Source organism: Anoxybacillus sp. B2M1 (assembly GCF_001634265.1).
Classification (GTDB): domain Bacteria; phylum Bacillota; class Bacilli; order Bacillales; family Anoxybacillaceae; genus Anoxybacteroides; species Anoxybacteroides rupiense.
In genome coordinates this window covers 365,654-384,878 of the sequence record NZ_CP015435.1, presented here as the reverse complement: position 1 = coordinate 384,878, position 19,225 = coordinate 365,654, and the positions used below count along the sequence as shown (strand labels likewise).

The 19,225-nt window shown below is 41.8% G+C and carries 14 protein-coding genes; 4 read left to right on the top strand and 10 right to left on the bottom strand.

Features of this window, described 5'->3' with window-relative positions:
* Nucleotides 1-132: 132 nt before the first annotated feature.
* The 3 genes from GFC28_RS01930 to shc form a co-directional block, all read right to left on the bottom strand.
* Nucleotides 133-1,545: a PTS mannitol transporter subunit IIBC gene (locus tag GFC28_RS01930; protein ID WP_044746390.1), complete on the bottom strand. Its 1,413-nt coding sequence runs from the start codon at nt 1,543-1,545 to the stop codon at nt 133-135.
* A gap of 1,035 nt (nt 1,546-2,580) precedes the next feature.
* Nucleotides 2,581-3,555, bottom strand: coding sequence for an aldo/keto reductase (locus GFC28_RS01925; RefSeq protein WP_156487501.1), 975 nt, complete (start codon nt 3,553-3,555; stop codon nt 2,581-2,583).
* Between the two features lie 678 nt (nt 3,556-4,233).
* A complete protein-coding gene (gene shc, locus GFC28_RS01920; protein ID WP_044746388.1) occupies nt 4,234-6,108 on the bottom strand; it encodes a squalene--hopene cyclase in 1,875 nt (624 codons plus the stop codon).
* A gap of 93 nt (nt 6,109-6,201) precedes the next feature.
* On the opposite strand from shc, the gene GFC28_RS01915 reads away from it, so the two are divergent.
* The 4 genes from GFC28_RS01915 (at nt 6,202) to GFC28_RS01900 (ending at nt 9,496) form a co-directional block, all read left to right on the top strand.
* Nucleotides 6,202-7,341 (top strand): DUF2515 domain-containing protein, encoded by a 1,140-nt coding sequence (locus GFC28_RS01915; protein WP_044746387.1) that lies wholly within the window; start codon nt 6,202-6,204, stop codon nt 7,339-7,341.
* Nucleotides 7,277-7,735, top strand: a complete 459-nt coding sequence (locus tag GFC28_RS01910; protein ID WP_172798629.1) for a CBO0543 family protein — start codon at nt 7,277-7,279, stop codon at nt 7,733-7,735. Before GFC28_RS01915 ends, GFC28_RS01910 begins: the two co-directional genes overlap by 65 nt.
* 63 nt (nt 7,736-7,798) lie before the next feature.
* Nucleotides 7,799-8,344, top strand: a complete 546-nt coding sequence (locus tag GFC28_RS19135) for a hypothetical protein (RefSeq protein ID WP_156487500.1) — start codon at nt 7,799-7,801, stop codon at nt 8,342-8,344.
* Nucleotides 8,345-8,983: 639 nt separating this feature from the next.
* On the top strand, nt 8,984-9,496 hold the full coding sequence (locus GFC28_RS01900) for a DoxX family protein (RefSeq protein WP_044746385.1): 513 nt from the start codon (nt 8,984-8,986) through the stop codon (nt 9,494-9,496).
* Nucleotides 9,497-9,771: 275 nt separating this feature from the next.
* Here GFC28_RS01900 and GFC28_RS01895 read toward each other — a convergent pair whose 3' ends face one another.
* The 7 genes from GFC28_RS01895 to GFC28_RS01865 form a co-directional block, all read right to left on the bottom strand.
* Nucleotides 9,772-10,686, bottom strand: a complete 915-nt coding sequence (locus tag GFC28_RS01895; RefSeq protein ID WP_044746384.1) for a pseudouridine-5'-phosphate glycosidase — start codon at nt 10,684-10,686, stop codon at nt 9,772-9,774.
* Nucleotides 10,687-10,698: 12 nt separating this feature from the next.
* Nucleotides 10,699-11,787 carry a carbohydrate kinase gene (locus tag GFC28_RS01890; protein WP_044746383.1) on the bottom strand — a complete coding sequence of 363 codons (1,089 nt, stop codon included), beginning with the start codon at nt 11,785-11,787 and terminating at the stop codon, nt 10,699-10,701.
* A gap of 418 nt (nt 11,788-12,205) precedes the next feature.
* Nucleotides 12,206-13,645, bottom strand: a complete 1,440-nt coding sequence (locus GFC28_RS01885) for a PTS transporter subunit EIIC (RefSeq protein WP_044746382.1) — start codon at nt 13,643-13,645, stop codon at nt 12,206-12,208.
* Nucleotides 13,642-15,768, bottom strand: a complete 2,127-nt coding sequence (locus GFC28_RS01880; RefSeq protein ID WP_044746381.1) for a BglG family transcription antiterminator — start codon at nt 15,766-15,768, stop codon at nt 13,642-13,644. The genes GFC28_RS01885 and GFC28_RS01880 overlap by 4 nt, the downstream gene beginning before the upstream one ends.
* Before the next feature lie 415 nt (nt 15,769-16,183).
* On the bottom strand, nt 16,184-17,227 hold the full coding sequence (locus GFC28_RS01875; protein WP_197478859.1) for a zinc-dependent alcohol dehydrogenase family protein: 1,044 nt from the start codon (nt 17,225-17,227) through the stop codon (nt 16,184-16,186).
* 16 nt (nt 17,228-17,243) lie between these two features.
* On the bottom strand, nt 17,244-18,347 hold the full coding sequence (locus GFC28_RS01870) for an NAD(P)-dependent alcohol dehydrogenase (RefSeq protein ID WP_044746380.1): 1,104 nt from the start codon (nt 18,345-18,347) through the stop codon (nt 17,244-17,246).
* A gap of 30 nt (nt 18,348-18,377) precedes the next feature.
* On the bottom strand, nt 18,378-19,223 hold the full coding sequence (locus GFC28_RS01865; protein ID WP_231883446.1) for a carbohydrate ABC transporter permease: 846 nt from the start codon (nt 19,221-19,223) through the stop codon (nt 18,378-18,380).
* Between the last annotated feature and the right edge of the window lie 2 nt (nt 19,224-19,225).

Genomic DNA, 19,225 nt, shown 5'->3' with positions numbered 1-19,225 from the left:
ACCAAAAAAATTGTAGACCTTGTTTAAAGAAGCAACAACAAATTGAAAAACTATTTTCGTCCTTGCACTTGTTGCCATTTTTAAAAAACGTGGCAAAAAGATAAGCCTTCCGCTTATCTTTTTGCCCAGTCACTATTTACTTTCTTTTAACATTTGAACAAGCTCATCATATTTCGGGCTGCCAAGGAAATTATCAACAGAAACATGATAGGCATTCGGCAATTTTTCTTTTGCGCGGCTCGTTAAGTTTTGATGTGTAATCACAACATCCGCATCTGATGGAAGCTGGTTGATCGATGTATTCGTCACTTCAATATCGAGTCCCGCTTTTTGCACTTTATTTTTCATAATGGAAGCTCCCATGGCACTTGAGCCCATTCCTGCGTCGCAAGCAAATACAATTTTTTTCACGTCGCCTAAAGTGGCCGGTTTCGGCTGTGTTTGCAATGCAGCCGCCACTTCACTTTTCTTTCCTTTTAATTGTTGCATTTTTTCAGTCGCTTCATGCAAATCTTCCTGTTCTGCTTTCGCAGACTTTAAGAAAAAGGATGCGACGATGAATGAAACCGCTGTAGCCACTAATACACCAGCTAACACACCGAAATAATTTCCGCGCGGCGTCATGGCAAGCAAAGCAACAATACTACCTGGTGAAGGAACCGCGATCAAGCCCGCATGGAAGATCGTGAAGGTGAGCACCCCGCTCACTCCACCGGCAATGGCTGCTAAAATCAACACCGGGCGCATTAAAATATATGGGAAGTAAATTTCATGAATTCCGCCAAGAAAATGGATAATAGCGGCACCAGGCGCCGATTGTTTCGCTGTCCCTTTTCCGAATAACCAGTACGCTAACAAAATGCCAAACCCTGGGCCCGGATTCGTTTCAAGCAAGAATAAAATCGACTTTCCATCCTTTGCTGCTTGTTCGATACCAAGCGGACTTAAAATTCCGTGATTGATAGCATTGTTTAAAAATAGTACCTTCGCAGGCTCAATAAAGATATTAGCAAGCGGCAACAGCTTCATATTAATAATAACTTCTACTCCAGCCGCTAATGTTTTATTTAGTCCTAAAACAACAGGTCCTACTCCTTTAAATGCTAATAGCGTTAAGGCTCCGCCGATAATCCCGGCTGAAAAGTTGTTGACCAGCATTTCAAAGCCTTGCTTGACTTTTCCTTGAACAAGACCGTCAAATTTCTTAATGAAATAGCCGCCAAGCGGTCCCATAATCATCGCGCCAAGAAACATTGGGATATCCGCTCCGACGATAACCCCCATGGTCGCTGTCGCACCAACTACTCCGCCGCGAACATCATAAACCATTTTTCCGCCTGTATAACCGATTAATAATGGCAGTAAATACGTAATCATTGGACTTACGAGTTTCGCTAATGATTCATTTGGAAGCCATCCTGATGGAATAAATAAAGCGGTAATAATTCCCCATGCAATAAATGCGCCGATATTCGGCATAATCATTCCGCTTAAATAGCTACCGAACCGCTGTATTTTGACGCGGAAATTCGCTTGCTGTTCCATACGTTTTTCCTCCTTACTTAAGTTGTATGACTATAGTTCTATGTTAAAGCGCTTACACCTCATATTCAATGTAAAGTAAATATCATTTTGTCTGACACATTCTTGTCAATATTTAAAAACCGCATCCTTCATGGTGTTTGTCCTGCTTTCATATGTTCCAACTACATCTATCGAACCTTCCTCCCGCTTTTCATTTTATTTTCGCCATTCCCCTTTATATCATTAGGCAATAAACGAAAAAGACAAGCCTAAAAGCAGCTAAGGGAGAAATCTGGCGCTGTTCATTGGTTTTTATTAGATAACCAACACGCCTGCTCTATCTTTTTAAATGAAATAACGACGAGACCCGTGTTAGTACGTATAAGTAAAATGCGGGGAGCGATGTTTTACACAAACACGGCGCTAGCAAAACTCCGATAAAAATACACCAATCATCCATAAAATTCCGGGCAAGGGTATAGGAAAAAAAAAGAAGGGAGCGAAGTCGCCACCTCGATCCCCAGTTACAAGGATGGCATCGTTCTTTTTGGTCCTTCCGCTTCGTCAAACAGGAAAACAGCTTATGTGTTTCACTATGAAAAGGCATATCAAAAATAGGTTTGTCTTCCACCCATGGTCTATTGCTAGATGTAGCTAAACATGAACAAAGAATACCAAAAGGTTCTATGTCTTTCGTCGCTGTCACAAGGGATTCGCTCTTTCCAAAACAAAAGCGATGACAAACGCATACACTATTCTGGTTATAGTCTAAAGGTGCATGTTTGAAGAATCAGAAACCAGTCACTTGCTTTTTTCACGCGAGCGCATAAAAAAACCGAACAACGACGCTTTCAGACTCCTTCCTATGAAGCGGTTCGTTGTTCGGACACCGATCGTTAAAGATCCACCTAATGAACCTCCCGTCTCCACTCCGTTTAGAGGGGGAGATTTCTCGGTAAATATGTTAAATTACAGCCCACGAACAAAGAGCTTGCATAGCACAAAGTGATCTCCTGCCCGTTGTTCGCTTCACTGCTTCATTGATACTCCCCTAAATTAAGGAAGCTCGCGGCCCCTTGAGCTGACATAGAGAGCATACCATTCCTCTCTTGTCAATGTCGTATTGATGGCCTCCGCGCATGCCCGAATACGGACTGGATTTGCCGTACCAATCACGGGCTGGATTCCTGCCGGATGAGCCATCAGCCATGCTAGCACGATCGCTTCCGGTGTTGTTTGTTTCTGCTTTGCCATTTCTTGAACGAGTTCTGCCGTTTGTTTCATCGACTGAGGTTGTCCTTCTAATGATCGTCCCGAAAATACACCTTGTGCAAGTGATCCCCATGCTTGAATCTGAATATTTTCCAATCGGCAGTATTCAAGGGTGCCTTCAGGAAATACACTTTCTTTCGCAGCTTCTTGATTAACATGAACACCTGTTTCCAGCCAGCCGATTTTCGCTAAACTCATTTCCAGCTGGTTAATGATCAACGGCATATCACAATACGATTGCAGCAAGCGGATCTGTCCAGCGCTCATGTTCGATACGCCAAACCAATGGACTTTTCCAGACGCTTTTAATTCCGTAAACACTTGGGCTACCTCTTCCGGATCCATAAGCGGATCAGGGCGGTGAAGCAGAAGAATGTCGAGATACTCCACTCCAAGCCTTGTTAAAATGCCGTCCACACTACGGCGAATATGTTCCTCTGAGAAATCATACCGTTTCGGAGCACTTGGACTTTCTTTAAAACGAATTCCACATTTGGATTGAATGAATATTTTTTCTCTTAGCTCGGGCTGCTCTTTGAGTACTTCACCAAATACTCTTTCAGCTTTACCTAAGGCATAAATATCAGCGTGATCGAACATGTTGATGCCCACCGAAAGGGCCGATTCGATCGCTTCGTGCGCTTGCTTCACATCCTCTTTTGTAATCGGGTGCTCATTCCATCCACCGCCAAGCCCCATGCAGCCTAATACAAGCCGGCTAGCGGAAAGACCATACTGATGCAACGGCAATGGTTTCATTTTTGTTCCCCCCATCTTCACCATCCATTCCATTTCATACGTCGCCGAATCCGTTCTTCATAGACAGGCGAGCATCCTAATATATAAATGTAGAGTCCAAATGATATATGTAAATAACATTCTCAGCCTACTTATTCTCGCTTTTTTCTGCTGCTATCAACAAAACAAGATACCCCCTATGTTCCTTTACTCTGTATGTCAAAAAGCAGAGAGCATTGATAACAGCGGCTGTCATCAATCAATCACTTCATGGGAAGTCAAGTATCTTCTGCATGCGAAAAGGGCCCCGTGCTAAGAATGATCACATATCAGACATCACAACGCAAAGATGTTCCAGCGGAAAGCCCCATCAACAAAGTGACAAATAGAGCCGACCAGACCATGAAACGCCATTGCGATTTTAGATATGTTGAATCGCAGCCAATTGAACGAGTTTGTTTTGGGACATATGAAATCGATTTCAGTTATGCTAGCTTATATCATAGCGGAAAATCCATATTTTTTCTGTGTAAAAAGAGCAAAACAGCCGGAAAAAGATCCGTTTTTCTTTCTAATCGTTCAGAGAGCGTATACATGTCCACAGACTCGCCTCCGGCCGTTAGGAGAATCTGTATCTCTCTTTTTATTGCCTGATTTCATTCGCCGCTCGCCTTTCTAGGAATCGAGCACTCTATAATGTTAAGACTTTTGCGAAGTAAACGATCCGTATTTATTCTCGTAATGGCTCAACGCCAAAAGCGGAAAAACGTAACGATAACTGTGATAATGAATATAAAATCCCCCTGCCATCCCTTGACCGGTCGGATAAGAGACCGTCCAATCTTTGCTATTGAGCGATTGTTGCAAAAAACGAAGCGCCGCTTCCATTTCAGGAATAGGCTGATCGAATACGGCAACCAACGCATCAAGAGCCCATGCTGTATGAACCGCCGTGCTAGTCCTTAGCGGTATATACGCTTTAGCGCTGTCACTTTTACAAGATTCTCCCCAACCGCCATCACTGTTCTGAATACTTAACAGCCACTTAATCGCTTTTTGCATCGACGAGTGCGTGGAAGGAACCCCGACAGCAGCCATCCCTGTTATCGCCGCCCATGTGCCGTACAAATAACAAATTCCCCATCTCCCATACCAAGAACCATTTTTTTCTTGATGATCCATTAACCATTCTACCGCATAAGCAACAGTTGGATGATCTTTTGTTAAACGTGCAAATGTACCAAGAAACTCCAAAGTTCTTCCCGTTAAATCGGCCGTTGATGGATCTGACAGCAAAAACTCCGCCCCATCGATTGGCAAATAACGCCATAGTCGACGATCTACATTTTTTTCAAAAGCAGCAAAACCGCCATCATCATTTTGCATAGAGAACAACCAACTGATCCCTCTGTCCCACGCTTGACGAAACGCTCCTTCTTCTGATGCCATTCGGTAAATCGCTCGTAAAGAAGCGGTCGTATCATCAAGATCTGGATTGATCGTATTGATATCAGAAAATCCCCATCCTCCCGGTGGGCTGTATGGGTTATGTATCGCCCAATCGCCATATCGATAGTGCTGACGAGAAAGCAGATAGTGATTCGCTTTTTGAATGGCATCATCTGTCGGCGGCACTCCTGCTTCCTGCAATGCATAGCTGGCTAATGCTGTATTCCATACATGTGCCGTCGTATATTGTATGTGCGTCTGTCCATCAATGGTGCAGCGAAAATTTTTTAATCCCTCAATGGCTTGAGCAATCACAGGATGGTCTTTGGAATATCCTTCTGAAAGAAGCGCAAAAATCATTAAAAAAGTGGCGCTGAAATAACTATAAAAAGTTCCATCTGTCTCTAAATGTTTCAACATATACTGAATCGCGCGCTGCTTCGCTGCCGCGCGAATATGCGCAGGCCATCCAAGAATCGATTGTTTCACATAGGAAAGAAACCCGCGGTCTGTACGCATCTCTCGCCAGTCCTCTCCCTCCCCGCGCATTCCCAATAACTCCGAAAGATTGGGGCTTTTGCTCGTTTTCCGGCTGTATTTGTTATCCAACAAAACTAAGAGTGGCGTGAGATTAGCCCGCCCGTATACCGAAATATCAAAAAAGTGCAGCGGAAATGAAGGTGGTAAAAGCAAAAATTCTAATGGAAGCGGAAAAAACGGTGGCCAGCGATACTGTCCCGTCAAAGCTAGCATAAATTTCGTAAACATATGAGCATTTTCGATCCCCCCCATTTCTAAAATCCGTCTTCTCGCTGCTCGCAAACGAGGATCGCTTTTTCGCCGGTAACCAGAATAAAGTAACGCATAATAAGCCTCGACTGTTGCGCTTACATTTCCGTCTCCCTCATCATAAAATAGCTTCCACGCCCCATTATTTTCCTGCCTGCTTTCAATTCGTTCCACCAGCGATTGGATAAGTTGTTCATCATTTATTTCTAAAGAACGTAATAAGATGATCATATAAGCATCTGTCGAAATACCTGTTTCAAACGGATGGCGCCATGATCCGTCAGAAGCTTGCGCCCGTTTTAACAAAGCGACCAATCGGTTCCGTTCATCCGGCATTGCCTATCTCCATCCTTTTCCTGTAATCTCACCGCTTTCTCTTTCATACTTATTCGTATAGAAGCCAAATGATTCACAGAAGGAGTGATTCGCATGTGCTGGTTCAAGAAGAAAGCTCCTTCCCTTTCTCCCTTTCTCGCCGCTATTCAAATGGAGTTGAAAAAGAAAAAACGAAGAGGCAATCGCATAACCGAACAAGATTTATCCGCGGAAGAAAGGAGTTTACTACGACAAATTCGCGTCCGCACACAAATAAGCAATGTGAACAATATTACAAGAACCGCTGCCTATCTTGATTTTTATCAGAGGCATCGCGAAATTCATTGGGCATTTTTAGGACATATGGTTTCGCGAAACGGTGGCTGGAATATGACTGACTTAAAAGGAGAATGGCTGCTTGCTTTGTTGACAGAAGAGGAGCAGCAAGCTTTTTTTTCTTTTTTAGAAAGAGGCAACTGGTTGATTTTTCAAGATATTTATCCGCAATTTTTGCTGTATGAAGAAAGTAAAAAAAGAGGAATCCCTTTATTTTATCTTTTACCCTGTTTTCATGTGTCATTATTTATGGAAACAATTTGGAATCATTTTTGGCGCTACAACGATCCATATATCCTTGCCATCGCCCTCGTCATTAATGAGCAAAACTATTTAGAAAAACGGGTCATTCAGCATCCTGTCTTTCAAAAAAAAGTCTTTGAAGCACTTGAATTTAAAATCCAGGACTTTTTCAGCCTGAATCACATTTTATTTCCGTATGAGGATGAACAAGGTCAGACGGTGCTAATGGGTGAAACGATTCATCACTTTCAGTCGCTACATGAGCGAATCATGCTCGGCAAACGGCTATATGCTCTATTATTCCAAGACAACGATACATTGGAGAGAGCCGTGCGTTGGGCATCGCGCCACCCACACACAGGAACGAGAAAAGACTACTGGCCACATCTATTTAATGATGTCCGTGAATCGCTGCCTGGCCAGCCATACCGCCGCAGAATAAAAGATTGCCAGATTTCAGAAGGAGAGCCGCGCATTTATAGCCCGCCGCTTTTGTATGTTTGGAAAAATGTCGAGCATCAAGAAGCGGAACAAGGAGATTGGTTCACAGACCCAAGCGTTGTCCATTATTTAGCGAAAAACAGTGAATGGTTGAATGGAGAGATCTCAAATGCCTATTGTAAAACGCTCGAAAAATTGGAGCTGGCAGCAACCGCCAAAAGCCACTTATTCTAGTTTTTTTAGAACCGAAACGAAGCGGGCCTATATCGCTTCTGCCCTTCTTTCATCTTGGCTTGGAACATATTTGGATTTATACTTCACAGGAAAAGGATGGTATACTTTCCCTCAACGTCCGCTGGCTGCAATTTTTCCTATTCATATTCTCTTTACAACACTAGGACTTTCCGCCTTTTCCCTGCTTTTTCTTTTCATTATGACCAAGCTACAGCCTTGGCAACGAAGTTTATTTGCGGTCGCTCTAAGCTTTTGGATGGCTCTTTTGGAGGCAGGGGCAGAGGCTGCAGGCTGGTTGATTCATACCTCTCAATGGAGCCACACCTATTCTTTTATAGGATATTGGCTATTTATCAACATCGTTTGGCGTTTTTTCCGCTGGATGTGTTTTTAGCGATAGGAAATAACTGGGATTCATGATGTATTCTAACCAACACGAAAAACAGCAGTTTTAAAATTGAAGGAATTTTACGAACGTTGCTTTTTTATGCTCGAACCATGGACAGACAACACCGGCTTAGCGCTTCCTGCGAATAACATGGAGGAGGTAAAACATCTGAGCAATGATAAAGGAAAGCAAAAGCACGATGATCGTCCCAAAAATATAAACAGCCCCTTCTGCCGGGTCTCCTCCATTATCCAACAAACTCCCAAACAGCATAAACAAAATGAAGCTCGCACCTACAACAAGAAAAAAAATGCTAATATATTTTGCCATCGTTCTCCCCCGTATTGTTTATTTTTTCAAACTAAAAAGGGTGCTGATCGGTTTGAAGAGAGAGAGCAACAAAATTTTCACCCTCATGACGCTCAAGAAACGGCTCCACATCTTGCTTCAATGCCGCTAAATCTTGATGCTTGCGCCATTCGCTCATCTCTTCCACCTCCACTTTGTGATGAGACAGGAACCTTCTCGATCGATATATTAAACAATACAACGAATCAAGAGGGCTCCATTGATGATGTTTACCAAACAGTGAGACTTATTTACAACTTAACTTGAAGATTGAAAAACTCCGCATCTATGCAAATGTTCATACGATACGTTACATCTATATTATATATAATTTGATAAAACAGACGACAGATTAATGGCTGAAAAGAGAAAGCGCTGGCCTCTGCTTTCCAATGGCAACGAAAGGCAAGCAAATCATTCTTCTTTTATTGGTTCGTTTTCAACCGGCAGCTTTCATTCCTTCAACGAATTAAACGCGTCCATAAATGTTCATCATTTTATCTGTAAAAGCTCTTGACTATGCCAACTATTCCCACTTATGATGAAACTATTAAGCTATCACAGCTAGAATAACCGATCCTTCATGACGATAAACAACTATCTTTTTATCATAAATGGCATCTGAAGATAGCATAAAGAATCTGTGGAGAATGGACAGTCGAATCAACTCGGCCAACGTGCCATCCTTGCGCATATGGGTGACAAAGACTGAAAAACGGGCCTAAACTTCATATCAATACAAAATCAAAATGTTAAGCTGTATCTGTAATAGTCAAGATAGACCGAACAAAATGATATAAAGGCAGATTGAGCGACTGACCGTCAGCCATCGAATGAAGGTTGGACAAACAATCTGCATTTATATAAATAAAGAAATATAAAAACTTATAGAGGGGGACTATGGGGATGTTTATAAACTGGTTAAGACAGCAGGCCAGCGCAGCCTTCATTCTACTGTTAATACGGCTCTATCTTGGCTATACTTGGCTGACAGCAGGATGGGAAAAGCAAACCGGCGAGTTTGATGCAACCGGCTTTTTAAAAGGAGCGATCGCTAACTCCTCAGGTGAGCATCCAGCCGTCCAAGGATGGTGGGCAGCGTTTTTAAAGCATGTCGCTTTGCCAAATGTCGAATTTTTTAATGTGCTAGTAGTATGGGGAGAAATTCTGGTTGGTGCCGCATTGATCCTTGGGATATTCACCACTTTCTCAGCGCTTATGGGAGCCGTGATGAACTTTGCCTTTATGTTTTCCGGCACAACCAGCACCAATCCGCAGATGGTACTGCTTACCTTCTTTTTGCTCGTTGCCGGCTTTAATGCAGGAAAATGGGGGGTGGATTATTGGGTAATTCCCTATCTTCGTCAGCGTTTCCGCCGCAACCCTTCATACCCAAGCCAAACCACGAGACATCTATAGCTCTTTCAAGCGAGCAGCCACAATCGTTTAACAGGCTGTTTTGATGGCCGGACGCCCAAACACCGTTGTTGATCGTCCATTCATCGATCTATCAAGCGGTCGGTCGTTCGGTTTTTTATGTTTTATCGTACAAAGACGCTGCAAACTTTTCTGATCGTTGAGACACTCGCTTTTTGATACGGTTCACTCCTCTTGCGGAAGCTATAAAAAGCGCCCACTGCTATTAAGCAGCAAGCGCTTTTTATATTTGCCGTTATGAATTTCTACCTCATGCTTTATAAGCACAAATGAGCCGCAATTTTCGCCGCCAGTACGGCATTGTTTTTCACTAAGGCGATGTTCGCTTCCAAACTTTTTCCTCCGGTTAATGCTTTAACTTTGTCAAGCAAGAAAGGCGTGGCGGCTTTTCCGGTAATTTGTTTTTCTTCCGCTTCCCTCAATGCGGCGGCAATCATTGAATTAATATATGCTTCTTCCAATTCCGCTTCTTTTGGAATCGGGTTCGCAATCACAAGTCCGCCATTTAAACCAAGTTCCCATTTTGTCTGAATAAACGCAGCGATTTCCTCTGGAGCATCAAGGCGATAATCGACCTTGAACGGACTTGTCCGCGAGTAGAAAGCTGGCAACGTTTCCGTGCCATAACCGATGACCGGTACACCATGCGTTTCTAAATATTCCAGCGTCAATCCCAAATCTAAAATCGATTTCGCTCCAGCGCACACAACCGCTACATTCGTTTGCGCCAATTCCTGCAAATCGGCGGAAATATCCATCGTTTGCTCAGCGCCGCGATGGACACCCCCAATGCCGCCTGTCGCAAACACTTGAATTCCCGCCATATGCGCGCAAATCATAGTCGCTGCTACTGTCGTCGCTCCGTGCTTTTTCATCGCAATGACGTATGGCAAATCACGGCGGCTTACTTTTTCAATTTCTTTGCTTGTTCCCAAAAACTCCAATTCTTCATCATTCAAGCCAATTTTAATTTTTCCGTCCAAAATAGCGATCGTTGCTGGCACAGCACCATTTTCCCGAATGAGCTGTTCCACTTCCTTCGCTGTCTGGACATTTTGCGGATATGGCATTCCATGGGAGATAATGGTCGACTCTAAAGCGACAATCGGTCGCTTTTCTTCTATTGCTTTTGCTACTTCTTTTGATAGTACAAGTACATCTTTTCCATTCATTTGTTTGGCCTCCTATGAAAAATAGTGTTGGCATGTTTGGTTCAATACATGTTCATTCAGTCTCGAACAAACCGTTTCCTTCGTCTGCAACGCAATGATGGAGCTGCTCATGCCAAGCCGGCACGCATCAGCAAACGATTTTCCTTGATTCATTCCGTATAAAAATCCGGAAACGAACGCATCGCCCGCTCCTGTTACATCGGCAACGTCGATCGACGGCGCAGCGATCGTCCCACTCTCTCCGCGCTGGGTTTTGTACGTAATCCCTTTGGCGCCACAAGTGATAACGACATGCTCGACGCCAAGAGAAAGAATGTAATCACCTGCCGCTTCTGTTCTTTCTCCTTCCATTCCTGCGAGGGTGAGCGCTTCATCTCGGTTAGCAATCAACCATGTCACACCGCGGAGGTCGCTAGGCAGCTTTTTCACCTTGGGAGCCGACACAGGCGCGACACACAACGGAATCCCTTCCTCGCGGCAGCGCTCAATCACAAATGTTAACACCTCGCTCGGAAAATTCGTATCCAATAGCACAATAGAAGCAGAAGAAATATACGGCCATCTTTTTTGAATAAAATCAGTGGTAATCGTGTCATAAATCGCCATATCAGCTAGGGCAATGACCATTTCTCCTTTTTCATCTAAAACAGCCGTGTAGGTGCCAGTATGAGCATTGGTTTGCTTTGCAATCTGGCTCATATCGACATAGGCACCTGTCGTCGCCAGCAGCCATTCTCCTTCCTGATCATCGCCAACAACGGTTAAAAGAGAAACCGATTCGCCCAGCCTTCCTAAATTTTCAGCAATATTTCGCGCGACTCCGCCGCAGCTTTGCGTAACAGTGACTGGATTGGAGGTACCAAACCGAACGGTTGAGAGCGACTGCGCTTTGCGATCGACATTCGCCCCCCCAATGCATACAATCCGCGATGGTTCTGGAAGCACATAGGCCCTGCCAACGATTTTCCCTTGCTTGGTTAACGAAGAGATGTAGCCTGCCACGGCCGAGCGCGAAAGCTTAAGCTGTTCAGCTAATTCTTGTTGTGTAATAAATGGATTTTTGCGAATGAGCGTTAAAATTCGTTGCTCTTTTTCATTCATCTGAATGCACCTCAGCATTCTCAAACATTTGTTTAAATTATAAACAAATGTTTATCGTCTTGTCAATCAATCACAAACATCTCATTCACACTCGTAAATTAGGAAATCTTTTCTGTACATCTGCACTTCGGATCATGGCTGCAGCCTTTGAACATGCCCTCATTTTCTTTTTCAAAAACAAGCAGTATGCCTAATCATGCTGTTTCAAAAAAAGAAGCGTAAATTCGCTTCGTCTGTCATTAAATGTTTTTGTTGAAATAGCTTTCACAATCATATGATAAGCTGCACATCAAAATATTTTGGACATGCATCAATTCTTGAGCCACTTTTCTGTGGATATTCATTTATCTGTATCCTAACAAAAATCACTAGCCACACCATCATGTATTCATCCTATCTTTCTTCGATTTCATCTCAACTATTGATACGTTTCTTTATAAGAATTTTTGATTCTTTCAACCAAGTCTTCATACTCATGAAAATTAGTAAAAGATTGCAGGGAATAATACAGTTTTTCTGGGACTGCTTCTTGAACATCCTTTAAAAAGGTCTGATGGCAAATAATTAAATCTGCGTGTTTCGGAATATCTTGCAGTGAAGCGTTATTGACTTCAATATCAAGCTGCGCCATTTTGAGCTTTTTCCGCAGCATCGCCGCTCCTACGGCGCTAGATCCCATTCCGGCTTCACAAACAAATACAATACTGTGAATCGATTGATAAAATTCTTTTGCTTCTATATTTTTCTCTGGAACTTTCATAGAGGTTTGTGGGGTAGCTAGTTTTTGTATTTTTGAGAATTTGTCAAGATCCTGCAATGTTTTTATAGTTTCCAACTGCTTTTGATATTCTTGTTCCGGTGCATCACTGGAGGAACTATCGAGCAAAATAAAAGCAAGAAACAACGAAACAAACACTGAGCCAAGAACTCCTAATAAAACAAATAGAATATCATCTGGAGGGCTCATTCCAATAATTGTAACTATACTTCCAGGAGAAGGTAATGAAGACAAACCAGCATCGAATAGCTGAAAAATGATATTTCCAGCTATTCCTCCCCCGATAACCGCAAATATCAACTTCCAATTTCGTAAGACATACGGAAAATAAATTTCATGTATCCCCCCTAGAAAATGAATCAGTATCGATAATTGTACCGCTCTTCGTTTTTCTTTTTTTGTCTTGAGCCAATAGGCCAGTAAAATCCCAAGACCTGGACCAGGATTCGATTCCAGCAAGAAAAAGATCGATTTTCCGATCTCTTTCGCCTGCTGGATTCCTAAAGGACCTAAAATCCCATAGTTGATCACATTATTAAAAAACAACACTTTTCCCGGTTCAATCAAAACGGCTGAAAGCGGAAGCCATCCTGAGCTAATTACCGTTTGCATCAAAGCATTTACCGATTTAATAACAGCTGATAAAGCTTGACCGACATATAAAAAACAAATAACAGTTAAAACAATTCCTAACATGGCAGTTAAAGCATTTAAAATGAGCAATTCATATCCGATCGGAATTTTATGTTTTATGTTCCTTTCGATTCGATCAATCATCCATCCTACCAATGGTCCAATCAGCATGGCTCCAATAATAATGGGAACAGAGCTTGCTAAGGTAAACCCATAAGTTACGATCGACGCTACAACCGCCCCACGCTGCCCTCCAAGCAATCGTCCACCTGTATATGCTAATAAAATAGGCAAAAGTGTTTGATAAATCGGGTTTACAAGCAGTAAAATTCGATCATTATAAAAATACCCGTATATCCCAAATATTTCACGAATAATCCCAACAGCAATGATGACAGAAATATTTTGGTAAATCATGGCACTTAATAACTGCCCAAGCTTCCTCATTGAACGCCAGGCTCCTTTACCATTGCTTTGACTTTGAGAACATAAGCTTGGGATAAGAGCTTTTCCATTTGCTCTTTTACTTTTTTCTCTGTTCCATTGATCAAAGCTTCCAAAAACCATTCTTCAATTAGATTGGAGCTGATTTCACTGATCATCTCAATATGCTCTTTCGTAGCCTCTTTCGGAGCAGCTAATAATAAAAAGGTAGATACATCCTGTCCGTCCCATTTGATCGGACCGTTTAAGCGAAATAAAACCACTCCTAATTCTTTAATCCCGTCCGATTTTGTATGAATCATTGCTAGTCCATTCAGTACAAAACTCCCTTTTTTCTCCCGTCTTTCAATGGCTTGCAGCAATTGTATTTCATCATGAACGAACGGCAAATCTTTAATATAGTCCACAAGCGTTGGCAAGATCGGATTCAACGCTGTTATAGGATGAATAATAATCGTATTGCGTAATATTTGAGTCATTGCTTCTCCATATTTTGCTGCCGATACAGCCGATATAGAGGAGAAATGAGAATTTATTTCCTCATCTTCTTTTTTCTTTTTCAACGACCCGCTTAATTTCTGTTGAATCAACTTTCGCTCGCCCTCATATAAAAACGGACTTACTATTACATATTGATGAGAATCTACAAATGGAAGGGCAACCGTGGAAATGATCAGATCCACCGATTTATTTTGTTGCATCCATTGCTTTAGCTCTGTTACCGACAACACTTTCTCTATTTTTAAATTAGGGATTTCCTTCGCGATTTTTGATGATAAGAATGTAGATGTTCCCATACCGCTAGCACAGACAATGATCGCCTTATGAATATACTTTGTCTTTTCATTTATTCGTATCATAGACGCTCCTATATGAATAGCCAAGTAACCGATTTCGTCTTCAGGAATATCCTTGCCAATTTTATCTGATAAAACACGTGCAGCTTTGTGACAAGCAGAAAATACTTGTGGATAGCGTGCCTGAATCTCTTCAAGCATGGGATTATGAATTTGTAATCCTAGCGCCAAACGACTAATTGCTGGTACTAAATGTGATAACAAACCATCCAATAAGATCAAGTCTTCTCTCAATGAAGTGGAAAGATGTTTTTCTACAGTTCTGATAAAGCTTTTTACTAAATCAACCCACTCAATATCAGTAGAATATATATGATAATCTGATAAAGAATAGCCGTTAGAACGCGAACCTAACAGGTGCAAAGTAATATAGCTAACTTCTATTTCTGGAATTGAAATGTTCATCTTTTCTTCCAATTTGTGCACAATTTGTTTAGCGATCATATATTCCGGAACGCTTTCAATATTAGGGATAAAATCATGGACTTCTATATTCACTTCTTTGCATTTGATTCGTTCTACCGCTAATAACAAATGGACAACAAGATTAACATAGTTACGATCAGATAAATGGATCATATTTTGCGACTCGATCACTTCTTGAACCGCCTGTTCAACGATTAAAATATGAGGGGGGTGTATAAACTTTTGCAAGCGCTTACGAACAATACTTTCTAATTGCCACTTATCCGTTGGATATTCCTCTTGTTGCGAAAGCTGGAATAATTCAAACCATTCCTCAAACGTTATATCTTTATGAAGAAGCCTAGATATAGCCATTCTTTTTTTGTGCTCAGGCCCTTCGATCCAAACTCCTGTTCCTGGCTTTCTCACCATTTTTAATCCAAAAGCTTCACACCATGGTTCTAATTTCTCTAAATCGTTGCTAATTGTTGTTTCCGCTACCCCATATTTATCACTAAAGAAAAAATATTTCACAGGCTCCTTTGCCATTAATAAATCATAAAGAATACCATCTTGCCTTTCTTCAGGAGAAAAAACAGAAAACGTCTTTGTTTCCATTAAATCATGTTCCAACTTTTTCTTTTCTTCGATCGTACCATCAATAAAAATTCCTGAGCCAATTTTTTTGACAATCTCCAAATGATAGTTCTTTAAAATGGACTTTAAAGAAACGATCTCGCGACGGATCGTTCTTGGGCTTAGCTTAAACAGCTCTGACAGCTGCTGATAAGAAATTGGCTTAGACGCAAATAAAAGTGCACGCAACAACTCCTTCTGTCTTGAGCTTAATACTGAAGCCTTCACTATGCCCTCTCTCCTTCTTGTTGTTTATATCCCTTGCCAGTTAACAGTTAAGGCAAAGGGAATCTCTTTTATGTGATTAGACTAAAAAATAGAAGCATGCTTTTTGGGATTCAAGCACCAACTCGACCAATAGAGCAGGGTTAACCTACAAGCGAAGTGGCTTGTCGATTAAGCATGATTAGTCCATCTCCCTAGCGAACATAGGGCGTAATCCTTTATATAACAAAGGCAAGTCTTTGACTTGCCCTCGTAAAACGATAACCTAATATATTAATAGATCTTTTACACTGCCTGCTATATCAAATTAGCCATCTCATTAATCGTTTTTTGTACGATCTCTTCCGACATATACATTATATTTCGTGTAAATGTAAAAAAGATCCTGCTTTGTTTTGAATATTTGTTCACCAATTACTTACCATGTTGGATAGACAAGCACTTTACAATCTTCTGGGTTTTTCGGTTGTGACATATATTCTACAAACTCCTCCAGATTCACTTTCTTTGTCACTAACGATTCTACATGTACACGTTTTCGTTCGATCATAAAAAGTGCTTGATAGAAATTAAATTTTAGGGCCATTGTCCCTAAATAGCTCCAATCCTTATGATAGACTTCAAAAGGATTAATCGTAATTTTCCCATCGTTCGGCGCAACGCCAAATTGCAAGATTCTTGCACCTGGACCAGCAAATCGAAACATTCCTTCAATGACAGCAGGAATACCTGTTGCATCGACCACTATATCAAACCCGTTTGGATATTGTGTCCTGCCAATGAACTGATCTAAATGTTCATCGTTTTTAAATGCAGAAGTTGCCCCAAAGGCTTTGGACAATTCTAATTTTTGATCTGCAATATCTACCAACACCACTTCTGAGGCGCCACTTACCGACATTGCTTGGACGAGCATCATTCCCATTGGCCCTCCACCAAAAATCACTACTTTATCACCAAACTTGACGTTCGTTCTCTCAAGAGCATACGCTACGCACGACATCGGCTCTACGAGAGCTCCTTCTTCAAATGTCATCGTATCCTGCATTTTATATAGGTTTTTAGCTGGTACTTTTACATATTGAGCAAAAGCTCCATTGATTGTCACCCCAATGGCATTCCAATTTTTGCAATGATTAAATTGTTTATTACGGCAATGATAGCATTTCCCGCAATAAATAGATGGATCGATGGAAACACGCGCACCAATCTCCCACCCCTCAACTCCCTCTCCTATTTCAAATATCGTACCTGAAAATTCATGCCCGCCGACTAAAGGAAATGGTGAAATAAAGTCTCCCTCTAAAATATGATAGTCTGTACCACAAATTCCACAGCACTGAACTTGAATCGTTACTTCTCCATATCCCGGCTGAGGGTATGGCAATTCCTGAATCTCTAAATGATGAGGACCTTTATATACGGCGGCTTTCATCGTTTTCACTTTACTCTTTACAGACATTTCCCTCTCCCCTTGGTTATTCTTCAATGATTCCATTAGGATATACAACTACCTTCAAGCTTTCCCGCTTATTCGTTCGTGCCCGTTCCATAGCCTCTTTTGTTTGTTCTAGAGGATAGCGATCAGTAATCAAACTTTTGAAGTCATATTGACCTGACCGTAAAAACTGTATGCCTTGTGGATACGTATTGGCGTAGCGAAAGATTCCATATATGTCAATCTCCTGATCCGCAATAAGAGGCACATTAAGCGCAATTTCATCTTGCGCTGGAAGACCGATAATCGCTAGCTTTCCACCACGTTTCACTGCTTTGAGCGCTGTTTGCAAAGCTTTAGGATTGCCTGCTGTTTCAAATGCGGCATCAACCCCTTTTCCATCCGTTATGCGTTGAATCTCGCCAATCGGATCTTTTTCTAAAATATTAATCGTATAAGTCGCCCCTAACCGCTTAGCAGCCTCTAAACGATTGGACTCCAAATCGGTTACAATGATCGTCGAGGCACCAAAAGCTCTCACTGCCGCAATGGCTGTAAGCCCAACTGGTCCCATACCCATGATGGCTACTGTAGATCCCGGCTGAAGCTGGACACGTTTAGCAGCATGAATCCCAACAGAAAATGGTTCATTGAGTGCAGCTTCCTCAAATGACAACTCATTAGGAATAGGAAATAAAAAATCTTCACGATGCTTAATATACTGAACAAAAGCCCCATTGACAGGAGGAGTGGCCAAAAATTGGACGTCTGGACATAGGTTATAGCGCCCCTGCTTGCAATATTCACATCTCCCACATGTGACACCCGGCTCAATAGCAACGCGGGTCCCTACCTTTAGTTTGGTTACATCTTCACCAACGGCGACAACAATCCCGGAACATTCATGTCCTAAAATAATCGGTTTCTCTACGATGTACCTCCCAATTTTTCCATGCTCATAGTAGTGGAGATCAGAACCGCAAATTCCTACTGCCATGACCTTTACTAATACCTCATTCCCCTTCACCTCAGGAACCGGGATTTCTTTTATTTCAATATCAAAAGGCTGATTCATAACCGCTGCCTTCATCGTCCTAGGAAGTTCGATTGGATCATATGCCCATTCAGTATGTTCCACGCTCATTTCACTCTCTCCTTTTTATTAAAAATTTTGCTATTTAACAGCTCCCATCGATAATCCCTGTACTAAATATTTTCTGACAGCAAGACCTGCAATGACCATCGGTGTAATAATGACCGTCCCTGTCGCCATCGCTTGCCCCCATGCTACTCCTGTTTGTGTTATTAATAAAGATGCGGCAACCGGGATGGTTTGTGTGTCATGTCCTGAAAAAACGGAAGCAAACATAAAGTCATTCCAAGAAAACATTAAACATAAAATTCCGGTTGCGACTAATCCTGGAGCAGCTGGGGGAAGTGCGATTCTCCAAAACGCTTGAAAACGACTACAACCATCGATCATCGCCGCTTCTTCTAGTGCAGCTGGCACTTCCTTAAAAAACACCATCATCATCCACAACGCAAAAGGAAGATTAAAAGTAGTGTAAGCAAAAATAAGCCCCCACATCTTACCGATCAGACCAAACTGAGCAAACATTAAATAAAGCGGCAAAATAACGGCTGGTACAGGCGCCATTCTCGTACTAATAATCCAAAAGGAGATCCCTTTTTTATTTTTAAAGTTTCCCCTTGCTAAAGCATACCCTCCTAATGTTCCTAATATAAGAGAAATAGCTGTAGAAACAATAGAGGCTATTAAACTGTTCGCCAAATAGTGAACAAAATTCCCTTTTTCAGAAAACATAAACTTAAAGGTTCCAAAGTCCGGCTTAAAAAAGAATTTAGGAGGCATCGAAAACATGCCCGCTTCCGTTTTAACAGAAGACATCACCATCCATATAATAGGGAGAAGAGCCCAAATTAACGCTAAAATCATCACGGTGTATAAGCTAGTGTACTTAATCAACTGCGAGCGTTGCACATGCTTGGAACGCATCATGA

What these genes read in the sequence shown, in the direction of transcription:
- GFC28_RS01900 (WP_044746385.1), top strand. Translation starts at nt 8,984, where the DNA reads ATGTTTATAAACTGGTTAAGACAGCAGGCCAGCGCAGCCTTCATTCTA.
- GFC28_RS01890 (WP_044746383.1), bottom strand. Translation starts at nt 11,787, where the DNA reads ATGAATGAAAAAGAGCAACGAATTTTAACGCTCATTCGCAAAAATCCA.
- GFC28_RS01925 (WP_156487501.1), bottom strand. Translation starts at nt 3,555, where the DNA reads ATGAAACCATTGCCGTTGCATCAGTATGGTCTTTCCGCTAGCCGGCTT.
- GFC28_RS01895 (WP_044746384.1), bottom strand. Translation starts at nt 10,686, where the DNA reads ATGAATGGAAAAGATGTACTTGTACTATCAAAAGAAGTAGCAAAAGCA.
- GFC28_RS01865 (WP_231883446.1), bottom strand. Translation starts at nt 19,223, where the DNA reads ATGATGCGTTCCAAGCATGTGCAACGCTCGCAGTTGATTAAGTACACT.
- GFC28_RS01910 (WP_172798629.1), top strand. Translation starts at nt 7,277, where the DNA reads ATGCCTATTGTAAAACGCTCGAAAAATTGGAGCTGGCAGCAACCGCCA.
- GFC28_RS01915 (WP_044746387.1), top strand. Translation starts at nt 6,202, where the DNA reads ATGTGCTGGTTCAAGAAGAAAGCTCCTTCCCTTTCTCCCTTTCTCGCC.
- GFC28_RS01885 (WP_044746382.1), bottom strand. Translation starts at nt 13,645, where the DNA reads ATGAGGAAGCTTGGGCAGTTATTAAGTGCCATGATTTACCAAAATATT.
- shc (WP_044746388.1), bottom strand. Translation starts at nt 6,108, where the DNA reads ATGCCGGATGAACGGAACCGATTGGTCGCTTTGTTAAAACGGGCGCAA.
- GFC28_RS01875 (WP_197478859.1), bottom strand. Translation starts at nt 17,227, where the DNA reads ATGTCTGTAAAGAGTAAAGTGAAAACGATGAAAGCCGCCGTATATAAA.
- GFC28_RS01930 (WP_044746390.1), bottom strand. Translation starts at nt 1,545, where the DNA reads ATGGAACAGCAAGCGAATTTCCGCGTCAAAATACAGCGGTTCGGTAGC.
- GFC28_RS01870 (WP_044746380.1), bottom strand. Translation starts at nt 18,347, where the DNA reads ATGAGCGTGGAACATACTGAATGGGCATATGATCCAATCGAACTTCCT.